24 protein-coding genes are annotated in these 21,557 nt (G+C 29.2%); 20 read left to right on the top strand and 4 right to left on the bottom strand.

Annotated elements, in window-relative coordinates:
- Positions 1–4 precede the first annotated feature (4 nt).
- The 18 genes from AACQ14_RS17995 (at position 5) to AACQ14_RS17910 (ending at position 16,501) form a co-directional block, all read left to right on the top strand.
- Complete coding sequence (locus AACQ14_RS17995) at positions 5–307, top strand: hypothetical protein (protein WP_339364971.1); 303 nt, start codon at positions 5–7, stop codon at positions 305–307.
- Positions 300–1,397, top strand: coding sequence for a baseplate assembly protein (locus tag AACQ14_RS17990; RefSeq protein ID WP_339364970.1), 1,098 nt, complete (start codon positions 300–302; stop codon positions 1,395–1,397). The genes AACQ14_RS17995 and AACQ14_RS17990 overlap by 8 nt, the downstream gene beginning before the upstream one ends.
- Positions 1,390–1,953: a phage tail protein I gene (locus AACQ14_RS17985; protein ID WP_339364969.1), complete on the top strand. Its 564-nt coding sequence runs from the start codon at positions 1,390–1,392 to the stop codon at positions 1,951–1,953. Before AACQ14_RS17990 ends, AACQ14_RS17985 begins: the two co-directional genes overlap by 8 nt.
- Positions 1,954–1,967: 14 nt before the next feature.
- Complete coding sequence (locus AACQ14_RS17980; protein WP_339364968.1) at positions 1,968–3,329, top strand: phage tail-collar fiber domain-containing protein; 1,362 nt, start codon at positions 1,968–1,970, stop codon at positions 3,327–3,329.
- A 13-nt stretch (positions 3,330–3,342) separates the two neighbouring features.
- The gene (locus tag AACQ14_RS17975; RefSeq protein WP_339364967.1) at positions 3,343–4,026 is read left to right on the top strand and encodes a hypothetical protein; all 684 of its coding nucleotides are present in this window, start codon (positions 3,343–3,345) and stop codon (positions 4,024–4,026) included.
- Between the two features lie 22 nt (positions 4,027–4,048).
- Positions 4,049–4,549 carry a hypothetical protein gene (locus tag AACQ14_RS17970; RefSeq protein WP_339364966.1) on the top strand — a complete coding sequence of 167 codons (501 nt, stop codon included), beginning with the start codon at positions 4,049–4,051 and terminating at the stop codon, positions 4,547–4,549.
- Positions 4,549–4,848 carry a hypothetical protein gene (locus AACQ14_RS17965; protein ID WP_339364965.1) on the top strand — a complete coding sequence of 100 codons (300 nt, stop codon included), beginning with the start codon at positions 4,549–4,551 and terminating at the stop codon, positions 4,846–4,848. The genes AACQ14_RS17970 and AACQ14_RS17965 overlap by 1 nt, the downstream gene beginning before the upstream one ends.
- Entirely contained in the window at positions 4,845–6,167 is a 1,323-nt protein-coding gene (locus AACQ14_RS17960; RefSeq protein ID WP_339364964.1) for a radical SAM peptide maturase, CXXX-repeat target family, read from the top strand. The genes AACQ14_RS17965 and AACQ14_RS17960 overlap by 4 nt, the downstream gene beginning before the upstream one ends.
- Complete coding sequence (locus tag AACQ14_RS17955; RefSeq protein ID WP_339364963.1) at positions 6,167–6,430, top strand: hypothetical protein; 264 nt, start codon at positions 6,167–6,169, stop codon at positions 6,428–6,430. Before AACQ14_RS17960 ends, AACQ14_RS17955 begins: the two co-directional genes overlap by 1 nt.
- A 13-nt stretch (positions 6,431–6,443) precedes the next feature.
- A complete protein-coding gene (locus AACQ14_RS17950) occupies positions 6,444–6,572 on the top strand; it encodes a hypothetical protein (protein WP_339364962.1) in 129 nt (42 codons plus the stop codon).
- On the top strand, positions 6,563–7,273 hold the full coding sequence (locus tag AACQ14_RS17945) for a hypothetical protein (protein WP_339364961.1): 711 nt from the start codon (positions 6,563–6,565) through the stop codon (positions 7,271–7,273). The genes AACQ14_RS17950 and AACQ14_RS17945 overlap by 10 nt, the downstream gene beginning before the upstream one ends.
- A gap of 16 nt (positions 7,274–7,289) precedes the next feature.
- Positions 7,290–7,469, top strand: coding sequence for a hypothetical protein (locus AACQ14_RS17940; RefSeq protein ID WP_339364960.1), 180 nt, complete (start codon positions 7,290–7,292; stop codon positions 7,467–7,469).
- Between the two features lie 231 nt (positions 7,470–7,700).
- A complete protein-coding gene (locus AACQ14_RS17935) occupies positions 7,701–9,074 on the top strand; it encodes an RNase A-like domain-containing protein (RefSeq protein ID WP_339364959.1) in 1,374 nt (457 codons plus the stop codon).
- Between the two features lie 17 nt (positions 9,075–9,091).
- Complete coding sequence (locus AACQ14_RS17930; RefSeq protein WP_339364958.1) at positions 9,092–9,391, top strand: hypothetical protein; 300 nt, start codon at positions 9,092–9,094, stop codon at positions 9,389–9,391.
- A gap of 1,562 nt (positions 9,392–10,953) precedes the next feature.
- Entirely contained in the window at positions 10,954–11,787 is an 834-nt protein-coding gene (locus AACQ14_RS17925) for a DUF6385 domain-containing protein (protein WP_339364957.1), read from the top strand.
- Between the two features lie 35 nt (positions 11,788–11,822).
- Positions 11,823–12,614: a DUF6385 domain-containing protein gene (locus AACQ14_RS17920; RefSeq protein WP_339364956.1), complete on the top strand. Its 792-nt coding sequence runs from the start codon at positions 11,823–11,825 to the stop codon at positions 12,612–12,614.
- A gap of 141 nt (positions 12,615–12,755) precedes the next feature.
- Positions 12,756–14,543, top strand: a complete 1,788-nt coding sequence (locus AACQ14_RS17915) for a tetratricopeptide repeat-containing glycosyltransferase family 2 protein (RefSeq protein WP_339364955.1) — start codon at positions 12,756–12,758, stop codon at positions 14,541–14,543.
- 14 nt (positions 14,544–14,557) lie between these two features.
- A complete protein-coding gene (locus AACQ14_RS17910; RefSeq protein ID WP_339364954.1) occupies positions 14,558–16,501 on the top strand; it encodes a glycosyltransferase family 2 protein in 1,944 nt (647 codons plus the stop codon).
- A gap of 222 nt (positions 16,502–16,723) precedes the next feature.
- Here AACQ14_RS17910 and AACQ14_RS17905 read toward each other — a convergent pair whose 3' ends face one another.
- The 4 genes from AACQ14_RS17905 to AACQ14_RS17890 form a co-directional block, all read right to left on the bottom strand.
- Positions 16,724–17,230, bottom strand: a complete 507-nt coding sequence (locus AACQ14_RS17905) for a hypothetical protein (protein ID WP_339364953.1) — start codon at positions 17,228–17,230, stop codon at positions 16,724–16,726.
- A 30-nt stretch (positions 17,231–17,260) separates the two neighbouring features.
- Complete coding sequence (locus AACQ14_RS17900) at positions 17,261–17,749, bottom strand: GNAT family N-acetyltransferase (protein ID WP_339364952.1); 489 nt, start codon at positions 17,747–17,749, stop codon at positions 17,261–17,263.
- 262 nt (positions 17,750–18,011) lie between these two features.
- Positions 18,012–18,410, bottom strand: coding sequence for a helix-turn-helix domain-containing protein (locus tag AACQ14_RS17895; protein WP_339364951.1), 399 nt, complete (start codon positions 18,408–18,410; stop codon positions 18,012–18,014).
- 764 nt (positions 18,411–19,174) lie between these two features.
- Positions 19,175–19,423 carry a hypothetical protein gene (locus AACQ14_RS17890; protein ID WP_339364950.1) on the bottom strand — a complete coding sequence of 83 codons (249 nt, stop codon included), beginning with the start codon at positions 19,421–19,423 and terminating at the stop codon, positions 19,175–19,177.
- 262 nt (positions 19,424–19,685) lie between these two features.
- Between AACQ14_RS17890 and AACQ14_RS17885 the strand changes: the two genes are divergently transcribed.
- Positions 19,686–20,051, top strand: a complete 366-nt coding sequence (locus AACQ14_RS17885; protein WP_339364949.1) for a hypothetical protein — start codon at positions 19,686–19,688, stop codon at positions 20,049–20,051.
- A 165-nt stretch (positions 20,052–20,216) separates the two neighbouring features.
- Positions 20,217–21,542 (top strand): sulfatase family protein, encoded by a 1,326-nt coding sequence (locus tag AACQ14_RS17880; RefSeq protein WP_339364948.1) that lies wholly within the window; start codon positions 20,217–20,219, stop codon positions 21,540–21,542.
- Positions 21,543–21,557: the final 15 nt, after the last annotated feature.

Genomic DNA, 21,557 nt, shown 5'->3' with positions numbered 1-21,557 from the left:
TATTATGATTGAAGTAACAAGTAATACAAGAGAAATTAATTTTGACCCATCAACCAAGGAAGAGATTATACAGAATGTAAGTAATCTCTTAAGGACATTAAAATCAACTGTTCCACTTAATAGAGGACAAGGGTTGACTGGTACTGCTATTGATAAAACTAGTGAGGTTGCTAAGGCTATTCTTACATCTGAGATAATTGATCTGATTAATGATAATGAGCCAAGAGTAAAAGTTGTAGATATTGTGTATGATGAAGGAAAAGACGGTGTACTAGTACCGAGAGTGAGGTTAGATATCAATGTTTGATTTTGTTAATAAGGATCCGCAAGATATTATTGATAACATTATAGGATTGTTTGAAAAGATTAGTGGAGAAAAATTATATCCCGGTGACCCAAGGAAACAATTTCTCTTAACTCTAGCTAATATTATTATACAGCAAAGAGTTGTAATAGACCAAGCCTGTAAAGCTAACCTTCTTAGATTTGCCCAGGGTAATAGCTTAGATGAGTTAGGTAAGTTTTCCAATGTTATTCGGTCGGAAGCTACAGCTGCTGCAACTATATTGAAGTTTGCCATTAGTAAGATTCTAGATATTAGAGTAATAATCAAAAAGGGAACTAGGGTAACTCCTGATGGTTCTCTTTTTTTTGCAACTGATGAAGAGGTTATCATAGAACCTGGTAGCACTTTTGTAGAGGTAAAAGCTACTTGTCTTAGCAAAGGTACCATTGGTAATGACTTCTTGGTGGGACAGATAAACAACATTGTTGATGGTTTCCCATATTTCAGAAGCGTATCTAATACAACGATATCTGGTGGTGGTAATGAGGTTGAATCTGATGATATCTATAGAGATAGGATAAGAAATTCACCAGAGAGTTTTAGTACAGCAGGTCCTGAAGGTGGTTATAAGTATTGGGCTAAGACAGCTGATGCAAATATTATTGATGTTGCTGTTTATTCAGTTAACCCAGGAGAGGTTACTATTAAACCACTGCTTAATAATGGAGTGCTGCCAAGTGAGGAAGTCATTTCGAAAGTCTATAGCATCTGTAATGATAAGAGAATAAGACCATTAACAGATAAGGTTATTGTAACTACACCAAGGGTAATTAATTATGATCTAGATGTAACTTATTATATTCATAATAGTAATAGTGCTCAAAAGGATGAAATTAGTTCTAAGGTCAATGATGCAATAGCTGATTATATCAAGTGGCAAAAGAGTAAGTTAGGTCTTAATATCAATCCTTCCAGATTGATAGCAAATGTTATTAATGAGGGTGCTCTTAGAGTGGAAGTGAATTCACCTGTATATAAGGTTATTGCTAATGACCAAGTTGCTATAGATAATAATGTAAATATCAAATTTGGAGGTTTTGAAGATGATTAATCTATCCCAAGTGTCACTTTTGAACCTTTTACCTAACCATCTGAGAGAAGATAAGAATGTTGTAACAATGTGTAAAGCATTAGATGAAGAGATAAAAGACATCAATTCTGTTATACCCATGTTGAGTTACATACAAAATATGGAATCGTTGGATGATGAAATGCTTGATTATCTTGCTTGGCAATATCATGTTGATTTTTATGATACTAGTTTGGAGATTAGTAAGAAAATAGAACTGAATAGGAATTCTATAAGATGGCATAAGAAAAAGGGTACACCTTCTAGTGTAGAGGAATTGATAACTACTGTTTTTGGTGATGGTTATATTGAAGAATGGTTTGAATATAATGGTGAGCCTTATACTTTTAATGTTGTAACAACTAATGCTGACGTAACCAACACTAAGGCTAATGATTTTCAACTGGCATTAAATAGTGTTAAGAATAGCAGGTCTCACTTAAATAACATCATCATCCGTAAAACCAACAATATGAGTTTAACTATTGGAGCTATTGTACATACTGGTGACTTCATGGTGTTACATCAAGTTAATTGAAAGAAGGTGGTATTTTGAGTTTTGGAGGTCTTATACTAACTAATAAGGGTAGAAACCTACAGGTTAAGGCACAGACAGGAGTTACCCTTAATTATACTAATGTGAAGATTGGTGACGGTGAGATTGGCAGTAGTTCAATCTTGGATATGAATGATCTTAAGAATACATTACATGTCTTGAATATAAGCAATATACGTAGGAATGGGAATCAAGTCACTATTAGAACTATTATTACTAATAAAGAGCTGCAAGAAGGATTTTATTTCAGAGAGATTGGAGTTTTTGCAGAGGATCCTGACGAAGGAGAAATATTATATTGCTATGCAAATGCAAGAAGTAATGCTGAGTATATTCCTGTAGCTGGTACAGATATTGTTGAGAAGAATATTGATGTTGTTGTTATTGTAGGTCAAGCAGAGAATGTTACAGCTGCTATTGATGAGAGTCTAATATTTGCTTCTAAGAAAGATGTTGAGAGTAAAGTTAGTAAGGTTGAGGGTAAGGGACTTAGTGATGAGAATTATAGTACAGATGAAAAGAATAAGTTAGCAGGGATTGAAGAAGGGGCACAAGTTAATAGAGGGATTAGTGATAGTATTGCTTCAGATAGTAGTGAGGTCGCTGCTAGTTCCAAGGCTGTGAAACAGGTTAATGATAAGGTTAATAATAGAGTTGTTAAGGTTAGTGGGAAAGGGCTGAGTACTGAGGATTATAGTTTGGAGGAAAAGGATAAGTTAGCAGGGATAGAAGGAAATGCAAATAACTACATACATCCTGATAATCACTCTGCATCTATGATAAATATAACTGATACAGGCAATAATTTTGAATCCAATAATGTTGAAGGTGCATTAGCAGAAGTCAAACAACTTATTCAAGATACAGCGACACAGGTAAGTCAACAGTTAGAAGTAAGCAGTTTTCACATAGAAGCATCTTCTATAGAGTTAGTAGGTAGTAAAAAAACAGATAATCTTTGCTGGGATAATAAATGCTGTTATGCTGATACTTCTACAAGTTCAAATATTACCTTAGCATACATTTTAATTAATAAATTGAGATTTAACAAATACACACTAATAGTAAGACTAAAAAGTGCCAATAAGTCACTAAATACTGATGTAATTAAAGTTGAGGTTAGTAAGAAGAACGGAGAGTCATATTCAGTTATTGGAAGTAGGAACGTAAAAGCTAATGAATTTAAGGATACTAGTACATACAAAAGCTTTTATATTCCTTTTGAGTATCAGGGACCCAAAGCAGCTGATAACGAATTAAAAATACAATTAACACTATTAAAACAATCAAGTGCATTTGAAGTATGTTTAGATAGTATATCTGTAACATTAACAGCACTTGGCGTTTTTAGTATATAGGGAGTGATGAAGTTTGTCTTTTGAAAAAGAAAATCCTTACAATGCCAATGATTTTATTGTACTGAAGAATAGGGTAAAGGCGGAAATGAAACGTAGAAATGGGTACGGAAGTTTAACAAGTTATGGTGAAAGTCAGTACGATTATAGTGAGCAGCCATCTAAAGATAAAACGCTTGATGTAGAGCATTATTCTAAGATTAGAGACCTACAGAGTAAAATTAATCCTTCTGGAATACCATCAAAACAAGCGGATGGTATTATACAGGAAATGACTGTTCTTGATGCTAAACAGACAGTATTTGAAGCTCAGCCAAGAGGGGCTAGGTCAGGAAATGATTGCAATAGTGCTTGTACTGGTATGTGCGTATCAGCATGTACAACTACCTGTACAGGTAGTTGCTCGGGTGGTTGTTCAAGCTGTACAGGATGCTCTGGTTGTAGTAGCTGTTCAGGAGGATGTTCTGGATGTTCTGGTTGTGGCAGTTCCTGTTCTAATAATTGTAGTGGTGGGTGTACAAGTTGCAGCGGTTGTAGTGGTGGATGCAGTAGTTCATGTAGTGGTTGTAGTGGTGGATGTACGGCAAATTGTGGTGGTAACTGTAGAAATGGGTGTTCAGGCAATTGTACAAGAGTAGGTGGTAGTTGCAGTGGTAGTTGTTCCGGAGGGTGTACAGGTGTTTGCAGAAGCAGTAATTAAATGCAAGAAGGAAGGGATATAGATGAGTGATACAAGTATTTTATTAATAGAATCAGATATATTAATAGACATACAACAAAATAATGCAATTTCAAATGAAAACATAAATAAATTAAGAGAAAAGTTGGATATTTTATCTAAGATAGAAAAAACAAAGATAAAGAGAAATATTCTTACTGTAACTTCTAAATATATTATACTAAAGGATAAATCTATAGATGAAATAAAGGCTTTATTGATTCCAATAATAAGTAAAATTCAACCATTGTATAATTTTAATCTTGATTTCGTTGTTGACTTTTTGAGCATAAGTAGAGAATTAGAAAAAGATGATATAGAAATTAGCAAAAAAATCGGAATGCTTAGAGCTTGTATTAATGATAAACCTATCAATGACTCGGAGATAGAAGCAGTATATTATAGGCAACTATTAAACATATATCTATCTCGCCCAGATGCTTATATGGATGAGATAATAGAGTGCTCTACTCTATTAAAAACAAAATATAAGGAGGAATTATAATGAAAACAGTAAAATCAATAGAGATTAAAGAGAATCAGTCTATATACATACAAAAATTATATTATGAGATGACAGGATTACAATCATTAATCAAAACGATTGTTAGCGATCTAGATGATAAATTTGATGCAAAAATGTTCCAATCCATTAAGAATCAGTACATAAAAGCTTCTAATATATTCAATTTGGCACTTAATGAATTATGTTTACAGTATGCACCTGAATTTACATCAAACAAATATCAGGCACAGGTAGAATTTAATTGTAACACCCTCTATATAAAGGAGGCTTGTAAATGATACAAAAATACTTACCAAATTATCAGGACGCATTTCATCAAATGTATCCAGAAAAATGTGGTACAGATATTGCTGTTAAAGTTATAACATTTGTAGTCACAGAACAATGCAACCTAAGATGTACATATTGTTATGAATACAAAAAAAATGAAGATAGACCCATGACTAAGGATATAGCTAGGCAGACCATCGATACATTATTTAATGAAGATATGAAAGGTAATAATATATCAGGAACGAATGCGCAAGCAATAGTACTTGATTTTATAGGTGGAGAACCATTATTGGAAATAGAATTGATGGAATACATAGTTGATTATTTTAGGTATAAGGCTTTGAAGCTTAACCACAGATGGGCTTTACACCATATGATATCAATATCAACCAATGGAACATTGTACTTTGAACCAGATGTCCAAGCATTCATAAAAAAATATCAGGAAAGGTTGAGTCTAAGTATCACAATAGACGGTAATAAAGAATTGCATGATAAATGCAGACTATTCCCTAATGGGGCAGGAAGTTACGATATTGTAGAAAAAGCATTTCTTGCAGAGTTGAAGAGGTTTCCGTATGCATCTACTAAGTTAACATTAGCTCCTGAGAATATCTCTTACCTTAAGGAAGCAATTTTACACTTATTCAGTATTGGTGTAATAAGTATATTTTCTAATTGTATATTTGAAGAAGGTTGGAATGTTAGTCATGCAAAAATATTTTATCATGAATTAAAAGAACTAGCTGATTATATGATTAGTACTAAATTATACACTAAACATACATGTACATTGTTTGACCCAGATATAGGATATGCCATGTCACCAGAAGATAATCAAAATTGGTGTGGTGGCACTGGTAAAATGTTAGCAATAGATGGTGAAGGTATTATATATCCTTGCCTTAGATATATGAAATTTTGTTTAGAAAAGGAAGAACCAATAACAATAGGTGACATAGTTAGTGGTATAGGTGAAAGTGAAGAACAAAAGAAAAATTTAGAATGTTTAAAATGCATTACGAGAAGAAGCCAGTCAACAGATGAATGCTTTAATTGTCCAATAGCTACAGGCTGTGCTTGGTGCAGTGCATACAACTACGATAAATTTGGAACTGCAAATAAACGAGCGACCTATATATGTATAATGCATAAGGCGAGAGTATTGGCGAATGTATACTACTGGAATAAACTTTATAGGAACGAAGGACTGGAAGAGAGATTTCCTGTGAATGTACCTAAAGAATGGGCTTTAGAGATTATTTCAGAAGAAGAATATAATATGTTATTAAACTTATCTAAAGAAACAGAAGGAGGTAACTAATGAGCGAATCTGTAAGTCAAAAAGAATTTTATGAAGCATTAGCCAAAGTAACAAAAGAAATAGGTGATTTGACTAAGGAAATGACAGAAACTAAAACGCTTATTAGAGATTATAACGGATTAAGAGATAAAATAGATAAGTTTGATAATAGGTTACAAAGCTTAGAAAATAGAAATGATAACAAAAAGAATTATAGAGAGTACATAGCATGGCTGGTAGCATTAATTAATACGTTACTGGCTATTTTTATGGCTATAAATTAGAAAGGGTGTTTTGATGAAAGCAATCATAGAATTATATAATTCATATTTAGTAAAATTCCCGAAATTAAAACAAGAAAAGTTTGTTACAATCTTGGCAGAAGGACTGGAGATTATGAAGGAAAACCAAATAGTTTGGCGATAAAATTACATCCACTAGGAAGAATGGGTGCAGCGTTAGGAATATTTAAGAATGGAGAATTAATATTTCTTACTAAAAACGCAAGCACATTGCCTGACATTCCAATGGATACAATGGGTAGGTTTAATAGTGGATCTAAAACTCCTACTGTCTGTGCAGGAATATATTCATTGTTTACTAAGTTACATGGAAGTAAACGCATAAAAGCTTTTGAACTGGAAAAGGGAGGGGAAAGTGTACCAGTAATCCGAAACAGTAAAGATTATATAGAATATAAAAGTATTTCTAGTGGTATTAATCTACATAATAGAAGTGTTAATGACAGTGATACATGGGCTAATAGTACAGGTTGTCAAACCGTAAAAAAAGAAGATTTTGACAAAATAGTTAACATACTAGGGTGTTATAAAAACGGTAAATATGTAGAAGGTGTCTATGTAGGCAAAATCATAATAGATAGGAGTAGAATATCGGAGGTTCTACAGAAGCGTTATCAACAACGCTACGGTAAATATTATCTAGATTGTTTTAATACAGAAGATGTTTCAACTTGGGCTAGAGATGCGTGGAATAAGTTCAGGATTGAAGGAGTTAATGACGGTAAAGGGGCTAAGAACATAGTGACTGAAGAGCAATTAATGGTTTTCTTGGATAGAATGGAGCATTACCTGGTTAAAAAATATAATCTAGAAAAATTGTTATAAGAAAGGTGTGTTTATAATGAAAGAAAAATTAACTTCATTATTAGAGGTAAGAAAAATAATAGCTATATTAGTTGTTATATTATTTATCGTATTAAGCATTACTGGTAGTATTGATGCAGATAAATCTTATAGCGTAATACTTATGGTAGTAGCTTTTTATTTTGGTAAGTCAACTGCTTTGGACAAGCCACAATAGAATATGTTTTAATACTAATATTTAATAATTAATCCAATCATTAAATATTACCAAAAAGTAATAAAAATCATTGATTTATGCATTTCATCCCATAAATCGTGCATTTCGTCAGGATTTGTTGAAATTTTTATAAGTTATACTTATCATATTCTTTATAAGATATAATTTATTTTAGTTTATATTAATTCTAGAATTACTTAAATGCTTATGCTAATATAAAGGAGTGATGAAATGCATACTATTTCTATTAAATCAGAAGAATTAACCCAAAAAGAAAGTCAATTGAAGAGTATGGCTTCTAGAATAGAAAATACAAAGGATTGTCTTTTTAGAATAAGTAATTCGCTAGATTCAGACATAAAATATAGACATAATATAGACTATGAATTAAAAAAACTTTATAAAGACCTAGATAGTATTGAATCACAGTTATATAAAACTGGTGATTTCTTAAAGGAAACAGGAAAGGTATATCATGAAACTGAAATTAAACTTGAGTTAGAATTTAATGAGCTTTCACTAGAAATTACTGATAATTATTATACTAATGATCCCAATACACCCTTACCAATTATGAAAAAAGAAGAAAGCTTTTTTGAACGGTTCAGTAACAAATTAAAATCTGGGATAAAACATTTAGTTGATTTTTTTACTAACTCTAATGAAAAAGTTAATAATGAACCTTTACCCTATTATAATGATAATAATAGTAATTTTGTCATTGTAAACGATTATCTCCAACCTGATCCCTATATGTATTATACATACGATACAAAGACATATCTTGAAACAAGAGGAGATTGGCCAACTTGGGATGATATAGATTATTCTAATAATAAACCAAAAAAAGGCGTGCTTGATTACTTAAAACGTTCAGGTGAACAAATAATTAAGGGGAATTATACAGATGAAGTTACTCTATTAGGTACAGGTGGTCAGATAGGGTTGGGTATCTTAGGCTTAGATGTACCAATGGATATAAGAGATATAGTATGTGATTTCCATAAATGGGAATGGTCTTGGGGACATGTTGGACAAACTGCATTAGATATGGCAGCATTATTACCATTTGTTGGGGCTCTAAAGTATACTGATGAAGTTGGTACATTAGTAAAAGGAGTTAATAAATCTAGTGATTTAATTAAAAATATTGATAAGACAGATGAGATCATTGATGGTATTAAAAGTAGTAAGAAGCTAGCTAATTCAATTAGAAAAGTAGGTAATGATATTCTTGATATAATGGAATCAGCTGGTGGACATACTTTAAAGAAGCATGTATCAAGAACTAATCAAGAACTTATTAAAAGAGCTATTAAAGAAAACGTGGAGGCTGCAACAAGCTTTATAAATAAGAGTACTGCAATAAAAGCTGTACAGGAAAATTTAAGAAAAAATGCTGATGAAATTGCAGACTGGTTATCAAATTCTAATAAAGCTAAAAAAACATTTGAAGTTATACACAATAACCCAATAGGAAAAGGGGTTTTATCTGATAAAAAAACTGTAATATATAATTTAACTAAATCAAAAGTTGTATTAGTAAAAGATGCAACTCAAGAACTGGGATTTAGAATTATTACGTCTTTTCCAGTAGTTAAATAGATATGAGGAGGTAAACAATGAAGACAATCGAATATTTTTTTGATTGCTATTTCAATATGAGTGCAGATTATGATGAAATAGAAAAACTTGTTAAAGAGTTCAAGGATATTGAAATAGAGAAATATGTAGTTGCTTTAGAAAAAGAACTTATAGAAATAATTAAGTCAGAAAATTGGAATGCTATCATTGAAATAGCCCATGATAAAGGAGGACGTATATTATCTACTAAAAAAGCAGAAATGTTTTCAAGATTTTTATATTGCCTTATCAAAGGAGATACTAATATAAATATTCAAGATTTATATGGAGATTTTTAAATATCATAATAGTATCTTATTAGTAATAAATAATATGGTTTAAAGTTAAAGAGTACTTAAGATAATGCTTAGTTTAGAGGGAATACGAATAGTATTCTCTTTATAAAAATACTTTTGTCATTTTATAACTAGCGAGGATAGTTTAGATTGGAAGGAATATGGGGTAGACCACGAAATAAAAACAGTTGTTCAAAATAAACACTTATCAAATGGTTCCATAATACTTTTCCATAACGATGCTAAATATACACCAGAAGCATTAAGACCAATATTAGATGCTTTAAAAGAAAAAGGCTATGAAATTGTTCCTATATCAGAATTAATCATTAGAGACGATTATTATATGGACCACACTGGTAAACAAATAAAAAAAGAATAGATACATATTATTATTAATACAATTTCTGGTTAGGTATTAACTGACTAGAAATTGTATTTTCTTATTTATAGTATAAATATATTTTAAAACTACAGAATGAAAGAAGTTATTATTCAAGTATTTATATATTATAAAGCTCTAAAAAATAGATACCTGCTTTTTATTGTGAAAAATCAATAGCTTTAGACAAGCCACCAATATAGTGCATTATGAATAATAAAAGTTATTATTTAATAATTAATCTATAAATAAAATATTATCAAAAAGTAATTAACATTAATTTATGAATTTCCATCCCATAAATCATGCATTTTGTCAAGAAAGATTGTTTTTGTAGAATAAGGTTTTACTAGAGTCAGAAATAAAATAAGATATAATATAGACTATGGAATTAAACAGATTTATAAAGATTTAGTTATAGAATTATAGGTAGAAAAACTGGTTGTTTTTAAAGATAATAGAGGGTAAAAAACACTAAAGGAAAGAATGCTATATTACAATGAGTAGGAGAATATGAACTAAATACTTTGCCTAATGTGATAATCGGTAGCATATATTTAGAATGACGATACAATTAATACTCTGTTGGCTATCTGGAGAGCAGGTTATGATGTTAACAAAAAATGTCCAATCAGGACACTTATTTATTATTCTTTTTAGTTTGATTGTAGGCTAGAAAACATAAAACTGCCCCAATAATACCACAGAATAAGGCTATGAAAGTACCAGTCATTAAAACACCTCCTAATATTTAAAATATTGTAACACGAATAATGGTAAATATCAATTTTTTAGGATAAAGCTTGATTAAGAAAATCTTTTATATTTAAGAATTAATTCTACCATTGAAACTAGAAACTATTCTCTTCAAAATATATAATTTCACCATTTATAGTATGATATGTTAGTTAATCAAAACTAAAAAGATATAATTTATCGTAACTAGAAGCATAAGGATATATAGTAAGGAGATGATTATTATATGGATCACATTGGAAATATAAAAAAAGAATAGATACATATTATTGTTAGATACAATTTTTAATCAGATATTAAATGACTAGAAATTGTATTTTTTTATCAACAAGATGATGATTTATATTAACTATCACTAGTATCACCTTTTGAAAAATTTATCATAGTATATAGAGAAGAATATATTATGAATGTAGGAGAATTTATGTTGAATGAACACGTAATTCAACCACAATTATATATGAAACAAATCGAATTAAACCAAAATAGGACAAGTGAAAGCTTTCCAATGTATATTGGTAAATATGATTCCGATCATATTTATAGGTTATGGCTACGATGTTCTAATTTTCAACTTCCTGAATCTTCAATTATTACAGAAGCCATATTAAAATTTAATTATTACTATACGAGCAAACATAGTAAGAATCATTTTGCGTGCTATAGTTTTCTTGATGATTGGTTGGATGATTCTGTAGTTTGGTTTTATAAAACTTCATTAAGTGCTTGTTTAATTGAAAAGGGAACAAATAACCATGTAGGAAGACAAATATTTGATATAACAGCTATTGCAAAGAAATGGCATAATAATGAAGTTTGCAATAAAGGGGTTATTATAAAAAATAATGAAAGCAAAAAAGATTATGTTCAAGTTCTTGATAAATTACCTTGTCAACCTGAGATAATCATCAAATATATATTGCTAGATATCTGTGAAACATCTACAAAGTTTATTAATGAAGAAGAAGTTATATTGTTAAATGGTCTCAATAAATATCATTCCGAACCAAGAAATACTTCTTTAACAAAAACAGTAACTTATATTATAAAGAATTTAGGGTGTTCTAAGATAGAAGCAACTATTCAAATAAGTCCAGATTGTAAGAATTTCTTTAGTGAAAATAACAATATTATCCTAAATCCAGGAGAAATTATGGGGCTAATTCCTAGAATGTATGCAAAATATACGAGAATTATGTTAAAAATAAAAGAGCATAACAACTTTTCAAAAGTTAAGATATGGTATCAGGCACAAATATAAGACATGTTTGGTTGCATTGAAAGGAGGTGAAAAGTATGCCTAATAATTTAGTGTTTAATGGTACAGCCAGTGAGTTGCAAGTAATGGTAAATGGTGTAGATGAAAGTTCTAATACTAGAAAACTTCTTACAGATGATACTGGTAAATTACAAGTGGTAATCCCTGGAACAGTAACAGTAACAGCTGAGAATTTAGATATAAGAGATTTATCAGGTGCAACAGATAGTGTAACAGTATTTGGAACAGTAACAGTAACAGCAGAGAATCTAGATATAAGAGATTTATCAGGTGCAACAGATAGTGTAACAGTATTTGGAACAGTAACAGTAACAGCAGAGAACCTAGATATAAGAGATTTATCAGGTGCAACAGATAGTGTAACAGTGTTTGGAACAGTAACAGTAACAGCGGAAAACCTAGACATAAGAGATTTATCAGGTGCAACAGATAGTGTAACAGTATTTGGAACAGTAACAGTAACAGCAGAAGAATTAAATATACAACTAGGTTCAAGACTTTTTACTGAATCATCAATTGAGTTAGAGGATGTTGTTGATTCAGCAGGTATACTAGAATTTAATACATCAGAACAAAGTATGTACTCATTCTATATTTTTAATACAGGAGATAATACAATATCTGTGAATTTACAAATTAGTCCTACTACAACAGATAGTTATTTTATGGATGATAGAGCTCAAGTTGCAATTAGTTCAGGTGAAAAAGCAGTTTTGGTTGCAGAAAAATTTATGCAATATACTAGGTTATTTTATGAGACAAGTGGTGCTGCTTGTTCGTTTAGTGCCTATTATAATTCACATGTATAATGCAGAAAGAAATTATGTGACGAAAGCCGCTCTTCTCAAATTCTTACTGCTTGGTAAGTTATAGAAATATTTAAAAATAGAAAAAGGTGGTGTCAACACATGGGTTTCTTATTAAGAATTTGAAATCCATGTGTCAGTAGTATGAATAGAAATAAGACAGTTAGCTTATGCATGATTGTTAAAAATGAAGAGAAATATCTTGTAAAATGTCTAGAAAGTGTTAAAGAATTAGTAGATGAAATGATTATCGTTGATACAGGTTCTATAGATAGTACTGTAGACATTGCAAAGAAATTTGGTGCAAAAATACTTCATTATACTTGGGATAATAATTTTAGTAATGCAAGAAATTTCTCATTAAAATACGCTAGTAAAGACTGGATTTTACTTATGGATGGTGATGATGAATTTGCTAAGGAAGATTACTCTAAATTTATACAACTAGTCAACACGTCTTCAAAAGATGCTCATTATTTTAAGACGTTAAGCTATGCTGGTAAAATTAAAAATAATAATATTATAACTAATTTAAATCTAAGGCTGCTTAAGAATAATAAAAAATATAAGTTTCGTGGTGCAATCCACGAACAAATTACACCTATTGAAGGAAAAATGGATTACAACAATTGTTCATCAGAAGATATTAAGATATATCACTATGGCTACTTAACTGATGTAGCGAAAGACAAAAATAAAAGAAAAAGAAATATAACAATAATTGAAAAGGCATTAGAAAATGATCCCCATAATCCTTTTCATATATTTAATCTAGGAAATGAATATTATGCCATGGATAAAAAAGAAAAAGCTTTAGAACTATATAATAAAGTTTATGCAAAGGTTGTCACTACGTCTGGATATTATTCAAAACTTATAATTAGACGAATAATGTGTCTTGATGAATTAGGTAGATATAGTGATGCACTACAAGGGATAGAAGAGGGGCTTAAAATATATGAAAAATTTGTAGACCTTGAGCTAATCCGTGGATGGATATATATGAAACTAAAAAGATTTACACTTGCTATTGATGCATTTAATAGCTGCCTTAAAATTGTTAGTCCACCAATAGAATTAGAGTTTATTAATGGTGCCAATACGGTTAGACCTTTACAAGCATTAGGAGATATATACTATCAATTTGAAGATTATGAAAAGGCTTATTCTTATTATGAAAAGATGTTAACCTATGCCTATAACATTGAACTACCTATGTCTAAAATAGCATCTATCCTAAACAAACAATATGAAAATAAACAATTTGTAACCTATAAATTAACTTCTTATATTAATTTAGAATATCTCCCAAATCTGTTACTAATTTCTAAACTGCTTATAAACGAAGGCTTGTACGATCTAGCATTAGGTTATTTAGAAAAAGCTAAGGAGATGGAACCTAACAACTATAGTATCCTCTTTTTACTTGGTAAAACCTTATTTTATCAAAAGAAATATAAAGAAGCACTTAACATAATGTCTAGTCTAACGGAATATAATGATATAACTATAGATGCTTTAAAATATATATTTATTATTCGTCTCATTCAACAATCAAATAATATACGAAATATTCTTGATAAAATAAAGGATGTGTCTACTGAAACAGTTTACTCTATTTATAATCAATTGTATAACATATATATTGGGAAGGAAACTCTTTGTATAAAAAGTGAAGACAGCAAAGAAATATTATCTTATACACTGATTATATTTGAGGAACTATTAAAGGTTCAAGAATTTGAACTGTTTGAGACACTTTTAGAAATATTAAATATGATTGAGTCTAGATATGTACTTCTATATCTTGCAAAACTCTATTACAAAACTGGATTTAAAAAGATGGCTGTAAAAGAAGTCTTACGTTCAATAAAAGAATTAGATGCTTTTGATTTATTTGGTGCAGAAATACTATATAGGGAAATAGGTTAGAAAGGATATTAAACATGATTAAAGTATTAATTGGAAGTCCAATACGTCAAAAACCTAAAATACTAAAAGAGTTTTTAGCTTCTTTGAAAGGTCTTAATCGTAAAAATATTCTTTTGGATTTTTACTTTGTTGATGATAATGATTTGAAAGAATCCTCCAAATTACTTAATGAATTTAAAGAGAATATAAGTAAGACTAATGATAATTGTGAAGTCATAATAGATGGTGGCGTGCATTATGGAAACTATCAATGCACATCAATCAATCATCAATGGAATAATGAGTTAATAAAAAAAGTAGCAGCTTATAAAAATGGCATGCTCAATTATTGTAATAAACACAACTATGATTATTTATTTTTAATTGATTCTGATCTATATCTTCATACTGAAACACTTAAGCAATTAATCTCTACAGGTAAAGATATTATTTCAGAAATATTTTGGACCAAATGGACACCTGATTCGAAAGCGTTACCTCAAGTTTGGATGTATGATCAATATGCATTTACTAAACAGAAAGATATTGCAAATAATGAGGCTCAAGAGATTTTAGAAAAGCTTAAAGTACCAGGAGTCTACAAGGTAGGTGGACTTGGTGCATGTACATTAATAAGTAAAAAAGCAATTGCTGCAGGGGTAAATTATAATGAACTATATAACATATCATTTTGGGGGGAAGATCGTCACTTTTCAATAAAAGCAGTTGCATTAGGTTTTGATTTATATGTAGATACAAACTATCCTGCTTATCATATTTATAGAGAGAGTGAATTAGAAGGGTTAGTACACTATAAAGAGAATTTTAGAGAAAAAATAGATAGAGTATTATTATCTCAAAAAACTGAAGTGATTAATATTGCCAAGAATTTTATAAAAGACTATTTAAGTTGTGATTATAGAATTGCTACAGGCTTTGAAGGATTTAAATATTTATCTCCTAGAAATATATCGAAAAATACTAAATTGCATAATGAAATTCTTGATTACTTAAAAAATAATAAAGTTAGGTGTAGTGCTGAACCAAATTCTGTAACTATTGAAGATATTAATAATGATACTGCTAATATCAATGTTCACTTTGTTATTAAAACTAAAAATGCTGATAGTATTCGTAAATACAGTTGTAAAATAATCCTAAGAATGTATCAGCAAATTTGGTTAGTAGATTCATTATTTTTCTATAACGATAAAGGTACCAGCCTGCTAGGTGATACAATTAAAGATGTTCTTGAAAGTAAATGCAGAGTAAGTAAAGTAACCAATAATAAAATAACGTTAGCTATGTTAGTACGAAATGAAGCTGGAAAATTTCTTGAGAACGTATTATCTCATGCATCACAATATATAGATTATGCTGTTATCTTAGATGATGCAAGTGATGATAATACAGTTGATATTTGTAAAGGAATACTTAGTAATATACCACTACAGATTTCTTTAAATAAAACATCAATGTTTCACAACGAAATATCTGTGAGAACAAAATTATGGAATATGGCAACAAGTACAAATCCTGACTGGATATTATGTTTAGATGCAGATGAAATCTTTGAAAATAAAATAGTAAGTGTTATTCAAGACTTAATAAATCAAGACGCTTTTGATTATTATAATTTTAGATTGTACGATTTATGGAATAATGATTATTATAGAGAAGATGCTTATTGGCATGCTCATCATTATTTTCGAACATTTCTAGTGCGATATCAATCCAATTTTAATTATGAATGGATTAATACACCACAGCACTGTGGAAGATTCCCAAGTAATTTGTATAGACTAAAGGGATGTCAATGTAGTATACGTTTAAAACATTATGGATGGTCTACTGAAGCTTTGAGACAAGAAAAATATAAAAGATATTTAAAATTAGATCCTGAGGGTAAGTATGGGAATATTCAGCAATACCGAACTATTCTAGATCCTTATCCTACACTAATAAAATGGAACGAATAAATTTTAAGTTGAAGATAATTAATATATAAATAATGAACTACATTTCACATTCTGATTCAAATTAAAAATAAATTATATGAACCAACTGATAAACAAATAAAAAAGAATAGTAATAATATTATTAAATACAATTTCTAGTTAGATATTTACTGACTAGAAGTTGTATTTTGTTATTATCAAATTTACCCTCTTAAATTGTATAATGATAATTTATACTAAGCATTATTTTTTATGAAGGGTATTAAAAAAATCAAAAGGTTCACCTACAATTTCAAAAAGGATACTGCCTTTTGAAGATTTTTCTTTGCTCAACATTTTAGCACTTATACATCTACCACCACTTATATGAAAATTATAATGATTATTAGGTAAATCCAATATTATCATATAATTAGTAAGAGTATCATATTTTTCAGATACAGATAAGCCATGATTAAACTTAAATTGTTTATAGACTTTTTGTTTAACAGTAAAGTTTCCTAGTTGATCTATTATTCTAATAATTTCTCCTTTAGAATCTATTTCATATTTGTCTAGTGTATTTTCATCAAATTGTCCATTACCTATTTTATTCTCTATTATACAAATACTAGTAACATCTTGGGCATCAATATTAAAATAAGTTACTAAGTCAGATCTATAGATAAATTCAAAATAACAAAAATAACTTGTTAATAATATTATTACACCTAATAAAACTAAACCTAATATTTGCTTTGGATTTCTCATTGATTTATTCCTTCTTTTAAAAAAATATAATTATTTTGCTTTTGGTATGACTAACTCATAATAAACGGACTCAATTCCATCTTCCACAAATGTTTCAATTTCAGAGAATCCAGATTTTTGTAACAAACCCCGTGACCTATAATTGAAAGAGTAGGTAAAAGCTCCAATTTTATCTATCTTATATTTATTAAAAACATCTTGGGTAAAAAATTTAGTGGTTTCCGTTGCAATGCCTTTTCCCCATAAACCCTTTTCAAAGATTACAATACTTAACATTGCCATTTTCTCATCAGTTTCATCAATACAATAACACCAGATATCCCCTATGTACTTTTCATTACAATAAATAACCTTTCCATAGCTTGAAGCCCCTTCTTTAAGTGTTTCTTCGTATAATTTTAATGATTCTTCTAAAGACTTTATACTAAATGGGAATAATTTTTGAATTTCTTCATCCTGTGTTTTATCCCAATAAATTTTAACATGCTCTTTTGTTCTTGATTTCAGTGATATAGTCATAATATTAATCCTTTCAAATACCTTCTAAATAATAATACTGTTTTATGAATTTAATATAAGCTAATTTCTTAACTCAATTATAACATATTACTTATATGGAAAATATACATTTAATGACAATTTTATATTATATTAGAGATTTTTTATCTTTTATATATCACTAATTTCTAGTAATGAAAATAGCAGTGGATTAATAACCCAACTGCTTTTTCATATTTAGTTAATAGTACTATGTATTAAATAAAATAAGTTAATATTTATTCTAAATAAATCTATTATTATTTCGTTTATTAGTATTTTGTACTATTTCTTTAGTAGTATTTAACATTTTAATTAAAATCCTTTTAGTTTCTTCGTCAAGAGATTCATTGTTTAATGTGTCATTCTCTTCAAGTTGTTTAAGTAAATCATTGATTTGTTCATCGATTCCTTTCGTTTTTTTTGCTTGACCTATTGGAGTACAATTATCAGTTCTACCTATCAGATAATCAATAGAAACATTATATAAATCAGCTATGTTACTTAAAGTACCATAGTCTGGCTGTCGTTTTCCTATTTCATAATGTGCGTAAGTTCCTCTTGGGATATTTAGTTTGGTAGCTGTAACTAATTGTGTCCAATTATTTTGTTTTCTTAAAATTTTTAATCTCTGAGGTAACATATAGTATCAAATCCTTTCTGAATTATTATAACGTTGCGCAATGTAACATTCAATAAAATGTAGCAAAATGTATATTAATTACTTAAAATTACTTTAACCTATCATTTAATAGAGTAATATTGTGCTTAATATAATCAAATTTTAATATAAATCAAATAATTGGTTGTCGAACAATCAGAATAAAAAAAATAGAATTATTAGTTAAAGATGTCAAAAATACTTAACTACATGTTTTAAACAATGGTTCAGTTAGATGAAAAAATATTTAAAGAGTGTAGAAATCTTATTTAAGAGGTGTTTATTTTAAATATACACCACCATTTCATTATATTATATTTCAAATTTATAAATAAAAGATTTGCTTCTGGAATAATTTATAACAAAGATTTACAACCATATGGTTCTATTCAAGGTGAAATTAAAAAGGTGAGTTTATTGGTAGATGGGATATTAGGAAAAAACAACATTAAAAAAGTTTATAAGCTATAAAAAAACATAACGAAGCAAAACTAAGTAGGATTGCTGGAAAGTAATTGCCAATTATTAATTGTATTATACTTATTATAAGAAAAACTAAAGAAAAAAATATAGCAATAAATTTTTGTTTGTTCATCATTATAAAACCTCTTTTTACTATTATATTATTAATGAATCAAACAAATGTTTATAAATATGTTTTTTAATATTTTTTTGTACATGTATTGAAAATTTTACCCTGAGGTTTACTCCCCAGGGGATATTATTTTAGCAGATAAAATTAGTCATTAAAATTCTTGGTCATCATTACTGTCATTATTTTTTAGAGGATGTTCTTGCCTATATAGTGTATATGCTCCCATAAAACTTACAAACATACCAGCTATTGCAATAAAGCCAGTCATTACACCAAATCCTATTACATCTTCACCAGACTTAATATACATCAAACATGTTATAAAAGGAGTTAATAAAAGGATAACAAAAGAAAAAATAAGCACATAGCAACAGTAATGAAAAATATTTTTTTTATACATGTCAATACACCTCCTAAGCTATATACAAATTATATCATATTAATTTAAATCATAATAAACATTATTTATAATTAATAGTAAAAGTGATAATAAGAATTGAATATGTTTTCATGCTATAATAAATAAGCATGGGTATAAAAGAGTCAAAGGTGGATGAAAATGGAAAGGATAGAATACAATTTTAAACTAAAAGATATAAAAAATATCTTTAAAAAGAAGAAATGTCCATATTGTGGAAATACAAAAAATAACAAAAAGAACAGTGAAAGAATTTAAAGGCAAAACAAAAAGTCAATTAGATGGTATGGTATTCAATCAAGATGTAGATTTATATGCTGGAACTATTGTATATCAATGTGAAAAATGTAAGAAAGAATTTGTTCTACAAGCTCTATCCGATAAAACTAAATTGATTGAGTCTATACCAAAAAATAATCTTAATGATAATGAAGATACATCTGAAAATAATACTAAAAATCGTCTAAGCATATTCTTTAAATTGTTAACTATCATTATGCTGCTCAGTGTATTATCTGTAGCAATTTCAGATAAAAACATAGTACTGTTTTTAGTAGCTACCCCAATTATTGTAATTACATATTTTCTGACAAAAGTATTTACAAGATAATAGGATTCATTGAAAAAAATCAATCTAGACTATATATTAGAGCTGATTGATTTTCACTAATGTATAATAAACTGAATATATTTTCATATTGAAAGTAAGTATCGAATATGTTAATATACTAATAACTAATCAAACATAATTCAACTAAAATAGGAGGTATAGCAGATGAACATTATTTATTTTAACACCCATGATTCAGGAAGATACATTTCACCATATGGCTACAAAGTTCCAACAGAAAATATTGAGAAATTCGCAAGAGAATCAATATTATTCAGACAGGCTTACAGTGCTAGTCCTACTTGTAGCCCTAGTAGGGGATCTCTATTATCTGGAATGTATGCACATAATAACGGTTTAATAGGTTTATCCCATCATGGATTTAAGATGAATGATTATACAAAACATTTGGGTAGCTATCTAAAAGAAAATGGTTACAGAACAGCTATAGCCGGTACAGAACATATAGCTAATCATGGATTATTAGAACAGCACAACATGAATTATGATGTTCTGCCATATGATGACATTCTAGGACCAGCCAGTGACGACAATGATATGGAAAATGCCAAAGCAGTTGCAGACTACATACTTAACTATAATGAAGATAGTAATTTTTTCATTTCATTCGGCTTATGGAATACACATAGAAAATATCCAGAAGATATAACAGAAGGATATGAACCTGATTACATTAAAGTACCTTCTAAGCTCAAAGATACAAATATGAACAGAGAAGATTTTGCTCATTACTGTACCTCTGTAAAAATAGCTGATGACTGCTTTAAGATGGTTTTAGATGCTGTAAAGGAAAAAGGTATTTATGAGGATACAATAATAATATTTACCACAGACCACGGATTACCTTCTCCATTTATGAAGTGTACACTTTTTGATAGTGGAATGGGGGTATCCTTAACTCTTAGGGTACCTGATTCACCAATGAATGGAAAAGTGGTGGACTCTATGTTTTCTCAAATAGACCTATATCCAACAATATGTGAATTATTAAACTTGGAAATACCTGAATACATACAGGGAATCTCACAAAAGAGTGTAGTAATGAATGAAAAAGATAAAGTCAGAGACGAAGTATATGCTGAAATTAATTACCATGCCTCATATCAACCTATGAGATGTGTAAGAACAGAAGAGTATAAATATATCAGAGTGTTCAATAACTATAAGAAGCCAATGCTGGCAAATATTGATAATTCTAATCCAAAACAACTATTAATAGATAATGGATTTGACAACTATGAAATAAAGGATGAGTACCTATTTAATATAGTTTTTGATCCACAAGAAAAAGAGAATCTTGCAGGTAATAAAAAATATGATAAGGTATTAACCAAGATGAGAAGAAAATTAGACGATTTTATGGAAGAAACCAACGATTTCCTATTGAAAGATGAGATAGAAGTACCAAAAGGTGTAGTAGTCAATGACCCATCAGCCGATACACCAAAGGACAACCGTATTTTTTATTGATAATACAAAAGGGCT

This window comes from Vallitalea maricola, from assembly GCF_036985595.1.
GTDB classification, from domain to species: Bacteria; Bacillota; Clostridia; order Lachnospirales; family Vallitaleaceae; genus Vallitalea; species Vallitalea maricola.
The sequence above is the reverse complement of the archived record's forward strand: the minus strand, read 5'-3'. Positions and strand labels throughout refer to the sequence as shown.

What these genes read in the sequence shown, in the direction of transcription:
- AACQ14_RS17930 (WP_339364958.1), top strand. Translation starts at nt 9,092, where the DNA reads ATGAAGACAATCGAATATTTTTTTGATTGCTATTTCAATATGAGTGCA.
- AACQ14_RS17905 (WP_339364953.1), bottom strand. Translation starts at nt 17,230, where the DNA reads ATGAGAAATCCAAAGCAAATATTAGGTTTAGTTTTATTAGGTGTAATA.
- AACQ14_RS17915 (WP_339364955.1), top strand. Translation starts at nt 12,756, where the DNA reads ATGAATAGAAATAAGACAGTTAGCTTATGCATGATTGTTAAAAATGAA.
- AACQ14_RS17935 (WP_339364959.1), top strand. Translation starts at nt 7,701, where the DNA reads ATGCATACTATTTCTATTAAATCAGAAGAATTAACCCAAAAAGAAAGT.
- AACQ14_RS17970 (WP_339364966.1), top strand. Translation starts at nt 4,049, where the DNA reads ATGAGTGATACAAGTATTTTATTAATAGAATCAGATATATTAATAGAC.
- AACQ14_RS17965 (WP_339364965.1), top strand. Translation starts at nt 4,549, where the DNA reads ATGAAAACAGTAAAATCAATAGAGATTAAAGAGAATCAGTCTATATAC.
- AACQ14_RS17890 (WP_339364950.1), bottom strand. Translation starts at nt 19,423, where the DNA reads ATGTATAAAAAAAATATTTTTCATTACTGTTGCTATGTGCTTATTTTT.
- AACQ14_RS17985 (WP_339364969.1), top strand. Translation starts at nt 1,390, where the DNA reads ATGATTAATCTATCCCAAGTGTCACTTTTGAACCTTTTACCTAACCAT.
- AACQ14_RS17960 (WP_339364964.1), top strand. Translation starts at nt 4,845, where the DNA reads ATGATACAAAAATACTTACCAAATTATCAGGACGCATTTCATCAAATG.
- AACQ14_RS17950 (WP_339364962.1), top strand. Translation starts at nt 6,444, where the DNA reads ATGAAAGCAATCATAGAATTATATAATTCATATTTAGTAAAATTCCCG.
- AACQ14_RS17955 (WP_339364963.1), top strand. Translation starts at nt 6,167, where the DNA reads ATGAGCGAATCTGTAAGTCAAAAAGAATTTTATGAAGCATTAGCCAAA.
- AACQ14_RS17900 (WP_339364952.1), bottom strand. Translation starts at nt 17,749, where the DNA reads ATGACTATATCACTGAAATCAAGAACAAAAGAGCATGTTAAAATTTAT.
- AACQ14_RS17920 (WP_339364956.1), top strand. Translation starts at nt 11,823, where the DNA reads ATGCCTAATAATTTAGTGTTTAATGGTACAGCCAGTGAGTTGCAAGTA.
- AACQ14_RS17995 (WP_339364971.1), top strand. Translation starts at nt 5, where the DNA reads ATGATTGAAGTAACAAGTAATACAAGAGAAATTAATTTTGACCCATCA.
- AACQ14_RS17880 (WP_339364948.1), top strand. Translation starts at nt 20,217, where the DNA reads ATGAACATTATTTATTTTAACACCCATGATTCAGGAAGATACATTTCA.
- AACQ14_RS17940 (WP_339364960.1), top strand. Translation starts at nt 7,290, where the DNA reads ATGAAAGAAAAATTAACTTCATTATTAGAGGTAAGAAAAATAATAGCT.
- AACQ14_RS17910 (WP_339364954.1), top strand. Translation starts at nt 14,558, where the DNA reads ATGATTAAAGTATTAATTGGAAGTCCAATACGTCAAAAACCTAAAATA.
- AACQ14_RS17895 (WP_339364951.1), bottom strand. Translation starts at nt 18,410, where the DNA reads ATGTTACCTCAGAGATTAAAAATTTTAAGAAAACAAAATAATTGGACA.
- AACQ14_RS17990 (WP_339364970.1), top strand. Translation starts at nt 300, where the DNA reads ATGTTTGATTTTGTTAATAAGGATCCGCAAGATATTATTGATAACATT.